General features: G+C 33.3%; 13 protein-coding genes. 6 read left to right on the top strand and 7 right to left on the bottom strand.

Features of this window, described 5'->3' with window-relative positions; all coding sequences use genetic code 11:
* Positions 1-25 precede the first annotated feature (25 nt).
* Both ftsH and rsfS read right to left on the bottom strand, forming a co-directional pair.
* The gene (gene ftsH, locus DZ60_RS0112060; protein WP_025742324.1) at positions 26-1,978 is read right to left on the bottom strand and encodes an ATP-dependent zinc metalloprotease FtsH; all 1,953 of its coding nucleotides are present in this window, start codon (positions 1,976-1,978) and stop codon (positions 26-28) included.
* A gap of 14 nt (positions 1,979-1,992) precedes the next feature.
* Entirely contained in the window at positions 1,993-2,364 is a 372-nt protein-coding gene (rsfS, locus tag DZ60_RS0112055) for a ribosome silencing factor (RefSeq protein ID WP_025742323.1), read from the bottom strand.
* An 87-nt stretch (positions 2,365-2,451) separates the two neighbouring features.
* On the opposite strand from rsfS, the gene DZ60_RS0112050 reads away from it, so the two are divergent.
* Positions 2,452-3,183, top strand: a complete 732-nt coding sequence (locus DZ60_RS0112050) for a biotin--[acetyl-CoA-carboxylase] ligase (RefSeq protein WP_025742322.1) — start codon at positions 2,452-2,454, stop codon at positions 3,181-3,183.
* A gap of 78 nt (positions 3,184-3,261) precedes the next feature.
* On the opposite strand, the gene DZ60_RS0112045 is transcribed toward DZ60_RS0112050, so the two are convergent.
* Together DZ60_RS0112045 and pyrE are read right to left on the bottom strand one after the other, a co-directional pair.
* Positions 3,262-3,654, bottom strand: a complete 393-nt coding sequence (locus tag DZ60_RS0112045) for an SRPBCC family protein (protein WP_025742321.1) — start codon at positions 3,652-3,654, stop codon at positions 3,262-3,264.
* Between the two features lie 15 nt (positions 3,655-3,669).
* Positions 3,670-4,311, bottom strand: coding sequence for an orotate phosphoribosyltransferase (gene pyrE / locus DZ60_RS0112040; RefSeq protein ID WP_025742320.1), 642 nt, complete (start codon positions 4,309-4,311; stop codon positions 3,670-3,672).
* Positions 4,312-4,319: 8 nt separating this feature from the next.
* Between pyrE and DZ60_RS0112035 the strand changes: the two genes are divergently transcribed.
* On the top strand, positions 4,320-4,928 hold the full coding sequence (locus DZ60_RS0112035) for an NUDIX hydrolase (RefSeq protein WP_025742319.1): 609 nt from the start codon (positions 4,320-4,322) through the stop codon (positions 4,926-4,928).
* 392 nt (positions 4,929-5,320) lie between these two features.
* Here DZ60_RS0112035 and DZ60_RS0112030 read toward each other — a convergent pair whose 3' ends face one another.
* Complete coding sequence (locus DZ60_RS0112030; protein WP_025742318.1) at positions 5,321-7,066, bottom strand: M14 family metallopeptidase; 1,746 nt, start codon at positions 7,064-7,066, stop codon at positions 5,321-5,323.
* A gap of 277 nt (positions 7,067-7,343) precedes the next feature.
* On the opposite strand from DZ60_RS0112030, the gene DZ60_RS0112025 reads away from it, so the two are divergent.
* The 4 genes from DZ60_RS0112025 to DZ60_RS0112005 all read left to right on the top strand — a co-directional run bounded on the left by DZ60_RS0112025 (position 7,344) and on the right by DZ60_RS0112005 (position 11,615).
* Positions 7,344-8,942 carry a SulP family inorganic anion transporter gene (locus DZ60_RS0112025; RefSeq protein WP_025742317.1) on the top strand — a complete coding sequence of 533 codons (1,599 nt, stop codon included), beginning with the start codon at positions 7,344-7,346 and terminating at the stop codon, positions 8,940-8,942.
* An 81-nt stretch (positions 8,943-9,023) separates the two neighbouring features.
* Positions 9,024-9,785: a prolipoprotein diacylglyceryl transferase family protein gene (locus DZ60_RS0112020; RefSeq protein ID WP_025742316.1), complete on the top strand. Its 762-nt coding sequence runs from the start codon at positions 9,024-9,026 to the stop codon at positions 9,783-9,785.
* Complete coding sequence (locus DZ60_RS0112015; protein WP_025742315.1) at positions 9,757-11,151, top strand: radical SAM protein; 1,395 nt, start codon at positions 9,757-9,759, stop codon at positions 11,149-11,151. Before DZ60_RS0112020 ends, DZ60_RS0112015 begins: the two co-directional genes overlap by 29 nt.
* Before the next feature lie 245 nt (positions 11,152-11,396).
* A complete protein-coding gene (locus tag DZ60_RS0112005; protein WP_025742313.1) occupies positions 11,397-11,615 on the top strand; it encodes a hypothetical protein in 219 nt (72 codons plus the stop codon).
* Positions 11,616-11,856: 241 nt separating this feature from the next.
* Here the strand turns inward: DZ60_RS0112005 and DZ60_RS0112000 are convergent, their stop codons facing one another.
* The gene (locus DZ60_RS0112000) at positions 11,857-13,050 is read right to left on the bottom strand and encodes a DUF1501 domain-containing protein (protein ID WP_025742312.1); all 1,194 of its coding nucleotides are present in this window, start codon (positions 13,048-13,050) and stop codon (positions 11,857-11,859) included.
* Between the two features lie 11 nt (positions 13,051-13,061).
* On the bottom strand, positions 13,062-14,462 hold the full coding sequence (locus tag DZ60_RS0111995; protein WP_034229546.1) for a DUF1800 domain-containing protein: 1,401 nt from the start codon (positions 14,460-14,462) through the stop codon (positions 13,062-13,064).
* Between the last annotated feature and the right edge of the window lie 92 nt (positions 14,463-14,554).

The following is a 14,554-nucleotide window of genomic DNA, read 5'->3' as shown; positions in this document are numbered from 1 at the left end:
TATTATTCTAGAAAATAGTATGCTTTTAAGATGGTTCAGGGATAATTTCTTCCTCTTTTTTCCCAAAAGGTCTTTCTCCGAAGATTTTTTCTAAATTATCTTTAAAAATAACTTCCTTTTCTAATAAGACTTCTGCAAGTTCTGTAAGTTTATCCTTGTGGTTTTCTAATAAATCGATGGCTCTTTGATACTGAGCTTCTACAATGTTAGAAATTTCTTTGTCGATAAGTTCACTTGTTTGTTCACTATATGGTTTTGTAAAGTTGTATTCACTTTGCCCCGAAGAGTCATAATACGTAAGGTTACCAACTTTTTCGTTTAATCCATAAATAGTAACCATTGCTCTTGCTTGCTTTGTTACTTTCTCTAGATCACTTAAAGCTCCTGTCGAAATTTCGTTGAATATTACTTTTTCTGCTGCACGTCCACCTAATGCGGCACACATTTCATCAAGCATTTGATTAGGTCGTACAATGAGTCGTTCTTCTGGTAAATACCATGCTGCTCCCAAAGATTGTCCTCGTGGTACGATAGTAACTTTTACTAACGGTGCTGCATGTTCAAGCATCCAGCTAACAGTTGCGTGTCCAGCTTCATGAAAGGCTATGGCTCTTTTTTCTTCTGGAGTTATAATTTTATTCTTCTTTTCTAGACCTCCAACAATTCTGTCAACGGCATCTAGAAAATCTTGTTTTCCTACTGCACTGTTTCCTTTTCTAGCAGCAATAAGTGCAGCTTCGTTACAAACATTGGCAATGTCTGCTCCCGAAAATCCAGGAGTTTGTTTTGCCATGAATTCTGTGTCTAGCTCATTTTCTACCTTTTTGAGGGGTTTTAAATGAACATCAAATATTTCTTTACGTTCTCTTATATCTGGTAAATCTACATATATCTGGCGGTCAAAACGACCTGCACGAAGTAATGCTTTATCTAGTACGTCGGCACGGTTAGTTGCGGCAATAACTATTACGTTTGTATTTGTTCCAAAACCATCCATTTCTGTAAGGAGTTGGTTTAAGGTATTCTCTCTTTCGTCGTTTGATCCAGAAAAATTGCTTTTTCCCCTCGCTCGTCCAACAGCATCAATTTCATCAATAAATATAATTGCAGGAGACTTTTCTTTAGCTTGTTTGAATAAGTCTCTTACACGTGAAGCTCCTACACCTACAAACATTTCTACAAAGTCAGATCCTGATAACGAGAAGAAAGGTACTTTTGCTTCTCCGGCTACAGCTTTTGCTAATAAAGTTTTCCCTGTTCCTGGAGGTCCAACTAAAAGAGCTCCTTTGGGAATTTTTCCTCCTAAAGAGGTGTATTTTTCTGGATTTTTTAGGAAATCTACAATCTCTTGTACTTCTTCTTTTGCACCTTCAAGGCCCGCTACATTTTCAAAAGAAACTTTTACTTCTGTATTTTGATCAAAAAGCTTTGCTTTTGATTTTCCTATGTTAAAAATTTGACCACCAGCTCCACCACCAGAACCACCACTCATTCTACGCATAATGAATATCCATACACCAATAATAAGGGCAAAAGGTAATAGAGTAATTAATATTTCACCCCAAACATTGCTTTCGGTATCATAGTTTACTTGTGTACTTAAACCATTTTCATTTTTAATGGTAGCAATTTTGTTTTCAAAATTTTGTAAGTCACCAAATTCAAATTGATAATCGGGATCACTAGGAGTTGCTGGTAAAATAGAGTTTTTCTTGTTCTTTTTGTGCTTTTCTAAGGCTTTAGCTTCTTGTGTTAGAAAAACTTTGGCTTGTCTACGATTGATTATTACAACTTTATCAATCTCTCCATTGCTTAAAAACTTCTGAAACTCAGAAGGGGAGGTTGTAGGAGCAGATCCTAACCCACTGCCACCAACAAAATTCAATACCAAAAAGCCAATTATAATAACGGCATAAATCCAGTAGGCATTAAATTTTGGTTTTTTACTCGGTTCTATTTTCTTATTTTCTTTGGCCATCTAAGGTTTTCTTTTTAATAATTTGTTTCAATGATTGTGGTTTTCGCATCTCCCCAAAGTCCTTCTATATCATAGAATTCTCTTATGTGCTTTTGAAAAACATGTACGACCACATTTACATAATCTATTAATACCCATTCTGCATTATCACTCCCTTCTACATGCCAAGGTTTGTCTTTAAGTGCTTTGCTTACTGTTTTCTGGATAGAGTTAACAATTGCATTTACCTGTGTATTAGAAGTTCCATTACAAATTACGAAGTAACTGCAAACTGTATTTTCGATTTCTCTGAGATCTAGAATGTTAATGTCATTACCCTTAACCTCTTCAATACCTTTCAATATTTGGGCAATTAATTGATCGTTTCCGATTTCTTTTTTAGTCATGCATTTTTTTAATTTGCGTAAAGTTATTACTTTTTATGATTTTAATGTCGGTATTAAGACGACATTTGTAAATTTTTACACATTTATATGCATATAATCAAAGTTGATGCCATTGACTCAACAAATACATATCTTAGAGATCTTCATAGGAAAAAGGGATTAACTACTCCTGTATGCGTTATAGCAAGACAACAATTGGCAGGAAAAGGACAGATGGGAACTGTTTGGGAAAGTAATGCTGGTGAAAACCTTACATGTAGTGTGTTTATGGTAGTTCCCGAATTAAGGTTGAAAGATCAGTTCTTTATTTCGATAGCAACATCTTTGGCTATTTGGGATGTTTTAGATGGATTTATGGTACCCAAACTATCGATAAAATGGCCTAACGACATTCTGTCATACAAACAAAAAATTTGTGGTATTTTGATAGAAAATGTGGTGAAAAATGGCAGACTAACCGGAGCTATTTTAGGAATAGGAATGAATATTAATCAAATTACTTTTGATAATCTTCCTCAGGCAGGGTCTCTTAAACAAATTTTCGGACGAAATTTTGATATTGATGAAGTAGCGAATTTAATACTTTCTAGATTAAAATACAGGTTCGATACCCTATATGATTCTAATTTTGAAAAACTTAAAAAAGAATACGAGAGTTTGCTTTTTAGAAAAAATAAACCCTCTACATTTCTAGATATAGAGGGAGATCCTTTTGTTGGAATTATTCAAACCATTACAAATGAAGGTAAACTTCAAGTTCTGTTAGAGGATGAAATAATTTCTGACTTTGATCTTAAAGAAATTAAACTTTTATATTGAAGAAGTTTATACTTTTTTAATGAATTACGTTTAGATTCTTTGTTTTCAGTGAAACAAAAACGTTTACATGAATTCTGACTAAAGTTTTCCTATATTTTCACTAAGAGTATTAATAAAATTCTGAATAGGTTTTTTGATCATCATAGCCATCATTGCATTAAACTCTCCATCAAATGTTAGTTTCGTGTTGCTTGTGCCATCTCCGCAGTCTGTTATATCCGCGGTTAATGTAAAAGGAAGTTTGTCACTTGCTGCTCCTAATACTACTTGGCTCGAAGGGGTATTTCCTTTTTGATCTAAAACAAGTTCTGGCATTCCTTTCAATTGAAAAAGAAAACGAGAATCACTTATTTTTTCAAATTTTTCTTTACTCTCAGGCATTAATTGCTCGAAGTTTTCAACTTTGGTTAAGAATTCAAATACTTCTTGAGGAGATTTATTAACTACTACGGTAGGGCTTTCTAAGTTCATTATATGTTCTAAAAATTATATATTCCATTCTGCTGGGTTTGTTCGCCAGCTTTGTAATGTTTTTTGTTGTTCTTGTGTTATGTACGAACTCTCAAGTGCTTGATCAAGTAAGTTATCATAATTACTTAATGTGTGCAATGATAGTTGTGCATTGTCAAAGTTCTGAACCGCGATATCAAAACCATAATCAAATATTGCTACCATACCTTTTACATCTGCATTTTCTTCTTTTAAGGCTTTAACCGCATTAAGACTGCTTTTTCCTGTACTGATAAGATCTTCTACAACTACTACACTCTTATTTTTGGGAATAATACCTTCAATTTGATTTTTTCGCCCGTGTTTTTTGGGTTCAGGTCGAACATATATAAAAGGAAGATCTAATTGCTCAGCTACAAGCATACCTATACCAATAGCACCAGTCGCTACACCTGCTATTACATCAGGCTTCCCATATTTTTCTTCAATATATTGAGCAAGATTTTTACTTAAAAAATTTCTTATATCTGGATAAGAAAGGGTAATTCGATTATCGCAGTAAATCGGAGATTTCCATCCTGAAGCCCATGTAAAAGGATCTTGTGGTTGTAATTTAATTGCATTTATTTGCAATAGTAATTCAGCGGTTTTTTTTGCCGTATCTTTATCAAAAATCATAGTTGCAAATGTATAAAGTTTTTGTGAATAATACGCCTATTATTCTATCGACAAAAAAGAGTATTGAAGGGTATATCAAAATTTCTATAAAAGAGGTTGATTTGCCTTCAGTTATTAGAGATATTTTACAAAAGGAGGCGGCAAAAATTGAGGTGAAATATCATTTATATCACAAAAGTGAAGACAAACTTATAGAACAATTGTATACAAAGCTTCCTGTGGTTGTTGCCGGAGGCGGAAAAGTATATAATGATAAAAAGGAGGTTTTGTTTATTCGTCGAAATGATAAATGGGATCTGCCTAAAGGTAAAGCAGAAAAAAAAGAAGATATGGAAACTGCGGCTATAAGAGAAGTAGAGGAGGAGACAGGTGTTACGGGTCTAGAGATTACTAAATTTTTATATCGTACACATCATATTTTTAAAAGGAATGGCGAGTTTCGTCTTAAAGTAACCTATTGGTTTGAAATGAAAACGGACTATAAGGGAGAATTAATTCCGCAACTGAATGAAGGAATTACAAAAGTGAAGTGGAAAGATAGGAAGAAAGCAAAGAAGGCACTATTAGATTCTTATGAGAATATTAAACAATTGTTTTCTTATGAATATTTAGGTTGAATCCTGTAAGGAATTGTTAATGAAATAAAGTAAATAGCGACCATAAAATTTCTTCCAGTATTTTGAAATTGTATGATTTTAGTATTGTTTTTTTTCTGATCCTGATTATTTCTTGTAAAAATGAGAGCCCAAAAAATAGTGTTTAAAAAATACGATACCATTCAAAAAGGGGGACATAATTATATATATCAGAAGAATTTTCTACATATAAATTTACTACAGAGGACCGACGGATAGTTTGCTTATCAAATTTTAGAGCTAAGGATAATGGGTTTTTTGGGATAATCCAAAAGCACTTATAGATAATGTGTTCTCTGTAAAACAATATAAATCAATGGTTTAGGGGTGTTTAATCTAATAAAGTATTACTTACTTGTGGTCTGTCTATTAGTTTAGTCACCTATCCTGTAAACTGGATATCTCATATGCGCATTTTCGTAATGATTTGATTGCTTATGTAGCCAATCTAATTGTTTATACCAGTTATTTGCAAAAGAAGTGTCTTTTCTCTTTTCTTCAAATTCAAGTCTTATTGTATCGTTACTACGCAGTAAATCATAAGCCTTGTCTTCCCATACATAAGGTGAAAAGTTTTCTTTTTGTTGCAGTATAGTGTCAAAAAAATTCCAATTAAAGAATGAATCTGGAGCTTCGGGCTCTAGGGTTTCGATAAGATATCTACATCCTTTTTGATTTGTATACACAATTATATCACCTTTTGATAATCTGACGGTTTGTACGTTTTTTTTGATAGAGGTATCATAATGCAAAAAATGTCCTTCGTATGGTGTATCTCGGCTTTTGAACTCTTCGATATAGTATACTTCGACGGTGGCGCTCGAGTCTTTTTCTAGCACATGGTACTCAATCTTATTAGATGTTAGTTTTTCAAGAATATTCCACCATCCTTTAGGAATTATATAGGCTTTAGGTATAGATACTTGTCTAGTAGGGCGAAAGTAGTTTTTATAAGAGACTTCTTTGGTATATGGAATATTTCTATCATATTTTAATCTTAATGCTCCTGTTACTTTACTTTGGATATATTGACCTTCATATCCTTTGAAATCAAACTTAGTAATTTGAGTACTATCGACTTGCCAATTTAGAGTATAAGTTTTTTGTTTTGTTAGGTTTTGAAAGGCTTGTTCCCGTAATGATCTGATTTTTTCTCCATCTTTTTCTGTAATTTCGATCATTGATTTCATCAATTCATAGGTTCCTTCAACCCTTTGTTTATAAGGTTTAAGCATATGTGTTTCTACCATCATTCCTAAGGTGTTCCATAGTGTTGTATATCCTGTAGAATATCTTGGTGAATCCATAAATTGTGTCCACCCTTTGTCTGGTGTTGTTCCCCACACATTTACATAGGGAGTGATGTCCCATTTTTTTGCAGCGAGTAATTTTTCTAGTTGGGGTTGCATTTCTTTATGTAAGTAGGTACCTAGTTTTCCACCTAATTTATTGTGCTGAGTAAATAAATGTGTCAATGTATATTGATAGTCGGCACCATTACTTACATGATTATCAATGAAAACATCTGGCTGTATTTTATGAAATATTTCTGCAAACGTCTGTGCATTTTTTGTGTCATTTTTTATAAAGTCTCTGTTTAAATCATAATTACGTGCATTTCCTCTAAAACCATATTCAATAGGACCATTTTGATTCGTTCTGGTTCCCGAATTTCTATTTAGAGAACCGCCAATATTGTAAACCGGTATTGCAACCAATACCGTGTTTTTTGGTGGGTCTATAGTTCCTTGAACAATATCTCTAAAAAGTAACATAGTAGCATCAATACCATCACTTTCTCCGGGGTGAATGCCATTGTTAATAAGTAAGATACGTTTGTGTTTGCGAATCTTTTTAAAGTCAAAATTTTGATCTGAATCCCAGGTGAGTATATGTAATGGGTATCCACTATCTGTGTTTCCTATTTTTTGCAAATTGATTTCTGGATAAGTAGCTGCAAGCTTTTGATAAAATTCAATTATTTCGGGATAAGTAGGGGTTTCTGTACCCGTACTTTTTTCAAACTTTGTTGTAAAGTCTGTTTCAATACTTGTTTTTTTTTCGGAAGTATGGCAAGATAAAATAGTAATAAAACTAATGATGAGTATAAAGCTTCGCATAACCTGTATATAAAAAGGTATAAATATAATAATACCATACATAATATGATAAGCTTGCAGCCGCTAGTTTATCTGAATTTTCTATACATTTTTTTGAATAAAAAAATGATACTCTTTGATTTTCTGTTCTATCTGATAATATGTTGACTCAAAATACCCTTGAAAATAAAATAAGGTTATAACGTTTGAGTTTGTCATAATATGTTGATTAGCCTAGCATTTTCTTGTGAAGCTACAAAATAACCGTATTTTTGCAGCCTGAAAAACTGACTGAATTATGACCGAATTTGTAAAGAAACGAGTGGCTAATGCCAAAAATGATATTTTATCAGGATTAACAGTTGCACTAGCACTAGTCCCAGAGGCAGTTGCTTTTGCATTTGTAGCTGGTGTAGATCCTTTGGTAGGTCTGTATGCTGCCTTTATGATAGGGTTAATTACTTCTGTTTTTGGCGGACGTCCTGGTATGATTTCTGGGGCTACCGGAGCATTGGCAGTTGTGATGGTAAGTTTGGTAGCCGAAGGGAATGCTATGGGAGCTCCTGATGAAGGTTTGGGGTTATACTATTTATTTGTGACTGTAATTTTGATGGGTGTTATACAAATGTTGGCAGGAGTACTTAGGCTTGGTAAATTTGTACGTTTGATTCCGCATCCTGTGATGATGGGGTTTGTAAATGGTCTTGCTATCGTGATTTTTTTATCTCAGTTGGGAATGTTTAAAGAGAATATTGGTGGCGAAAAGGTATTTATGCAAGGAACCAATCTTTTTTTGATGATCGGATTGGTGTTACTTACCATGGCAATTATGTGGGGATTACCCAAAATAAAAGCAACAGCAAAGTTACCAGAAGCACTTATTGGCATTGTGGTTGTATCTGCAATTGTAATTTTAGGAAAACTTGATGTAGCAACCGTCGGTAGTTTTATTAGAGATGGAGGAGGAGAAGGTCTTAAAGGAGGTTTGCCACAGTTTCAGTTTGATATTTTTACTAAAATACCAATGAACTGGGAAACGTTTAAGTTTATAGCTCCTTATTCATTGATACTTGCGGCAATAGGGTTGATAGAGTCCTTAATGACCTTGAACCTTATTGATGAGCTGACCGAAACTCGAGGAAATTCTAATAGAGAATGTTTGGCGCAAGGAGGTGCTAATATTATTACAGGACTTTTTGGCGGAATGGGTGGTTGTGCAATGATCGGTCAATCTATTATAAATATTAAAGGAGGCGGTAGAACTCGACTTTCTGGGATTGTAGCCGCAGTTACCTTGCTTTTGTTTATTTTATTTGCTTCTGGATTGATAGAACAAGTTCCTATAGCTGCATTAGTAGGCGTAATGTTTATGGTAGTTATTGGTACTTTTGCTTGGTCAAGTTTTAGGATTTTGAATAAAATTCCTTTAGCAGATGCAGTTGTATTGATTGCAGTTTCTTTATTAACTGTATTTTTTGATTTGGCGATTGCTGTTATTGCTGGGGTTATCATATCTGCATTAGTATTTGCTTGGGAAAATGCAAAACGTATTAGAGCACGCAAGCATGTGCGCGAAGATGGGACAAAGGTATATGAAATTTGGGGTCCACTTTTCTTTGGCAGTATACAAGCATTTAATAATAAGTTTGATGTGGCAAATGATCCAAATAATGTAGAAATTGATTTTATCGAATCTAGAGTAAGTGATCATTCTGCCTTAGAAGCCATTTTTAATCTTGTTGGAAAATATGAAGAAGCGGGTAAAAGAGTACGTATAAAACATCTGAGTGAAGAGTGTCAAGCGTTGATGATCAAAAGTTCCCCTAAGTTAGCAAGTGTTATTGAACACGATATCGAGGATCCTAGATATCATGTGATGGCCGATGTAATGAAATAATATATTTTTTACTCTATTAAAACCCAGAATCTCTTTAAAAATAGAAGAATCGTTTAACTTATTTGTAACAACTATTTACTTATGGATATTCCTTTTGAGCCTATTGTTTTTGGTGTCAAAGTGAATGTTCATCTGATTTTAGAATACGCTGCTTTTTTTATTGGTTTTAGATACTATGTATATCTTAAAAAACGTAGTGTTGATCCCATCTCTTCGTCTCATCGACTATCTATAATTTTGGGAGCAATTTTTGGAGCCTTCTTTGGATCTAGATTTTTTGGTTTTTTAGAAAACCCAGTATTTTCTTTTGGTCTCGAACAGCTTATTAACCTCTTAAGTGTCAAAACGATTATGGGAGGTCTGTTTGGTGGATTACTTGGTGTAGAATTAGCAAAGAAAATTATTGGTGAAAAGAATTCTTCGGGGGATTTATTTACTTTTCCTATTATTTTGGGAATTATTATTGGAAGAATAGGTTGTTTTTTATCCGGAATACGGGAGTTTACTTATGGGAAAGAGACAATTACTATGTTTGGAATGGATCTAGGAGATGGTCTCAATAGATATCCATTAGCTCTGTTTGAAGTTGTTTTTTTAATGATTTTATGGTTTTTTCTAAATCGTTTTTCACGGAAAGTAAATTTAGAAAGTGGCTTGGTGTTTAAAGGGTTTATGATCTGCTATTTTTCTTTTAGGTTTTTTATAGAATTTTTGAAACCTAATGTTTTTTACGTATTTGGCCTAAGTAGTATTCAGTATTTATGTATCTTATGCATTATATATTACTACAAGACAATCAAACGATTCATTATTTATGCCAGTAAGAGATTATACGTATTATGATTTTACATTAAGTCTATGCCCCTCGTGCCTCAAGAGAGTAGATGCCAAAATAGTTTTTGAAAATGATAAGGTCTTCATGCTAAAAAGATGCAAGGAGCATGGTAGGTCGAAGGTGTTGATTGCTGATGATGTTGAATATTACAAAAACATCAGAAATTACAACAAACCATCAGAATTTCCTTATAAATTTGATGCCGTAACGGATTATGGTTGTCCTTATGATTGCGGATTATGTCCAGATCATGAACAACATTCTTGTTTGACTATTGTAGAAGTCACTGATCGATGCAATTTAACATGTCCTACATGCTATGCCTCTTCCTCACCACATTACGGAAGACATCGATCTTTTGATGAAATAAAGAAGATGCTTGATACTATTGTTGCTAACGAGAAAGAGCCGGATGTTGTACAAATTAGTGGAGGAGAACCAACAATACATCCTCAGTTTTTCGAAATTTTGGATTATGCAAAGCAATTGCCTATTAGGCACCTTATGGTTAATACGAATGGTATTCGGATTGCGAAGGATATTGGTTTTGTTGAGCGATTAGCAACATATATGCCTGATTTTGAAATTTATTTGCAATTTGATTCTTTGCAAGCAGGCGTTTTAGAAAAGTTGAGGGGAGAAGATCTTACTAATATAAGAAAACAGGCCATTGAGCATCTTAATCAATTTAATTTGTCAACAACATTGGTAGTAACCTTAGAAAAAGGGTTAAATGATAATGAAATAGGAGAGATACTAGACTTTGCTACCAAGCAATCATGTATTCGCGGAGTTACTTTTCAGCCAACACAAATAGCAGGGAGGTTAGAAGATTTCGATACACAAACCAATAGAATTACTTTGACTGAAGTTCGACGTAAAATACTCGAACAGTTTCCTGTTTTTGAGTCCGATGATCTTATTCCCGTGCCTTGTAACCCTGATGCATTGGTCATGGGGTATGCATTAAAAAATGAAGATGGAATTCTACCATTGACACGTTATATTAATCCTTCTGATTTATTAGATAATGGTAAAAATACGATTGTATATGAACAGGATGAAGAACTTCATGGCAAAGTACTAGAACTTTTTAGTACAGGTAATTCTGTAGAAACAGCTTCAGAAAACTTACAATCAATTATGTGTTGTCTACCCGAAATTGATGCACCCGATCTGGGATATCAAAATCTATTCAGGATTATTATTATGCAATTTATAGATGCATATAACTTTGATGTTAGATCAATAAAGAAATCATGTGTGCATATTGTAAATAAAGATTATAAAATAATTCCTTTTGAAACCATGAATTTATTTTATCGAGATGATAAACAAGAACGATTAGAAAAATTACGAAATGAGTCTTTATAGTGCTATCATTCTTGAACCTAGCTTCAGCAAGTCATTAGATTATGCTCTTAGTTTTTTATTAGTGAGCACTGTTATAGTATTGGTAATGTCTATAACATGCATTATTCTCTTCATAAAGAAAAAAAACAAAGAGGGAGTTAGAGTTTTAATAGCTATGGGAATCTATTTGATAGTAGGATTCGGAGTATGTGCTACATTAATACTGTAGAAACTAGATTAGTTAAATATTTAAGTAATTATACCATATGATATTAGATTTACTTTTTGTCGAAGGAGGTAATTATGATGCTATCCTTTATTTTTTTATTCTCATTCTTTTGGGACCACCTGCTTTATTGGCTTTAATTGGTTTTATTGTTTTCACAAACAAAAAACGTAAAGCTGCAAAAGTACTTTTTATTTTGAGTGGTGTTTATTTAGTTATAGGCCTAGGGATTTGTGGGATGTTGATGTCTGGTTTTTGATTATGTAAGTTAAGTTATATATGTGTATTAATATACTTCGAGTATATCAGTTTTGATTGTATTTAATGATTTAGAATTGTTTATCTGTGGAGTATTTGGTATTTCTATAAACTACATGGCAAAGTATTGTTTCATTATGTTTTTTAATATACTACTAGTAATGTTATACTAAAACAAAGAAAATACTGATGGTTATTTTACTTTTGAGCCTCATTAAAAAGTTTGAATGCATAATGTAGAATCAAACAAACTTTAATTTTTTAAAATTGTTATTCAAGATTGTTTGATCATTTACTTCAAGCCAATTATGAAGTATTGTTGCATAAATACTTCTAAAGTCAATCGTGTACTTGATATCACCATTATTATCAAGATCATTAAGGTTGGGTAATTCGTTATAAACCCCAACTTTCTTTAAACCTCCTCCAATAGCGAGAATAGTATTCGCAGCTCCATGATCCGTTCCTTGACTAGCATTTTGTTTTACTCGGCGACCAAATTCTGAAAAGGTAAGAATTAAAGTGTTTTTAAAACGATTATTTTTTTTGAGATCGGTAACCAAGGCACCAATAGATTGTGAGTAGATACTCAATAGTCTATCTTGACTTTTAAGTTGGTTTACATGACTATCAAAACCACCTAGAGCACTATAATACACTCTGGTTTTGAGTCCAGAGACAATAAAATCAGCAATTGTTTTAAGGTTTTTTGCAAACGCATTTCTGGGGTATTCTGTAGTAGTTGTATATATTTTAGAAGTTTTATGAATGTAAGAAGCAGAAGAATATGTTTCTAACATCGTTTTATAAAGATATCCCTGATTATCCTCATCAAGCATTTCTTTTTGTGTATGATCTACTAATGAGTTAAAAAAAGGCTCTCTTGTAGTTTGGTATAATTGATTAGGGTTAGAAACCGCAATACCATTTAACGAGTTTCCTTTCAAGGCAAGTGATAGAGAGTTATCTACTTCTAGTGCCTGATATGGATGTTGGCAATTAGAATCTAAATAGCGACCAATCCAACCTGTATGCAAATACTCTTGTGTATTGCTAGCTGTTTGCCAGATATCGGTGCTCCTGAAATGGGATCGATTCGGATTCGGATACCCTACATTATTCAGAATCGATACCTCTCCCAAATCGTATAATTTTTTAATTTCTTTTAAACGGTTATTAAAAGCAAGATGATCCGTGATTTTGAGAGTTTCGCTTTGCTTTTTTGCTATTTCTGGTCGAAGTCTATGATAGATGTCGTTACTGATGGGGATAATAGTATTGAGCCCATCATTTCCTCCAGAAAGTTGGATGATTATTACGTTTTTATAACCAGATAATTGATCCGGGGATAAGAATTCCATTCCCTTTAAGAACGATGGGATTAATGTCATTCCTGATGCAAAAACAGATTGTTTTAAAAAATTTCTTCTTTTCATAGGATACAATGTTAGCAAAGTTGATATTCCGGAAGACTAAGTAATTCGATAACAAAGTTTTTTATAGTATTGTTACTCGAATTTGCAATCATAAGCTCAGCTCCTTTTGATGGTTTTGGTTGCAGTACAAGAGAGGCTATATAGTTTTTATCATTGGTCTCGAGGGTGTTTAGGAAAATATCCCAGTTAGGCTGAGCTTTTACTTTTTTTTGAATTTTAGAGGTTACTTTTCTGTAGTGTTCTTGTCTCATCGCAATCACCGTTTCGGGTTCGTTTTTACTTTCATGCCATTCGATTACCCCATTATTTAATACTACCGAGGATAGTTTTAATCGAAGCATAAGTGTAGAATTATCAATCCATGATTTTCCTCCGGGCCATCCCGCTACGTTTGGCGGAAAAAATAACATTTGGTTTAATACACGTTGTAAATAGAGTAGTACTTTTGGATCTTCATAGTGTATGTCAAATGATTTACTGATTCCTACAATAAGTTCTACAGGAGATTTAATTTTGGATCCAATATTTTTTGTGCTATAGAATTTATCACTACTAATAATTTTTCTTAGCAAGGTCTCTAAATTATAATTAGAGTTATAAAAGGTCTCTGTTAGAGTTGCAATATGCTTTGGGTTTATGGTGTCGTTTACAAAATATCGATAGATTTTTTGTGTCAAATATCTGGCGGTTTGCTTTTCTTTTAAAAGAATTTTAATAATATCCTCTCCGGTAAAATTTCCGGTATTTCCGAGAAAGGTTTTGACCCCAAAGTCATGCTGCTTTGTTCTAAAGGAGAAAACACCTTCTTTGTTAAAGTTCCAGCCAGTAAAGGCTCTTGCTGCCTCTTTGATATCAGTTTCGGTATACCTATTGTCTCGTCCTAGTGTAAAAAGCTCCATTACCTCACGAGCAAAATTCTCATTGGGACTATTTTTTTTATTTTGTCTGTTATTTAAAAATAAAAGCATGGCCGGAGATTTTGATACCTCCATCAGCATTTCTCCGAAATTACCAAGGGCATGTTTTCTAATTACATTATTTAGATGTAAACAGGCTCTGGGACTTTTTAATCGTACAGAGAAATGATCATGAAAAAACAGTGTCATTTTTTCACGAAGGGTTTCCTTACCATGAATTAGTTGTTGAATCCACAAGTGATTTAGTTCAAACATTTTTTGGTTACGTAGTTTTCGTAACTCTTTTTTCTCCTCTCGAGTTAAACTTTTTTTGTCTTTTTGTAAGAAAGAGAAATCCATAGAAAGCATAGAAGCATGTTGACTTTCTTCAAATAGTTGATCTATGATTTTGTCTTTAGAGAGATTTCGTAATACTTTTAGTTTTGGAGAAGAAATACCAAAACCACATCGCCAATAAAGATGTTGTATCTGTTTGTCTGTCAGTAGATCTTTCATGTGGTCGCTTTTGAATAAGACTAAAGATACACAGAAAGGTTTAGTTTTTAGGATGGTGCTTTTGTACTATACAATAAAAAAGATGAACTACT

This window comes from Aquimarina pacifica, from assembly GCF_000520955.1.
GTDB lineage: Bacteria > Bacteroidota > Bacteroidia > Flavobacteriales > Flavobacteriaceae > Aquimarina > Aquimarina pacifica.
Note: the sequence above shows the minus strand (reverse complement) of the source record. Positions and strands in the feature narration are given on the sequence as shown.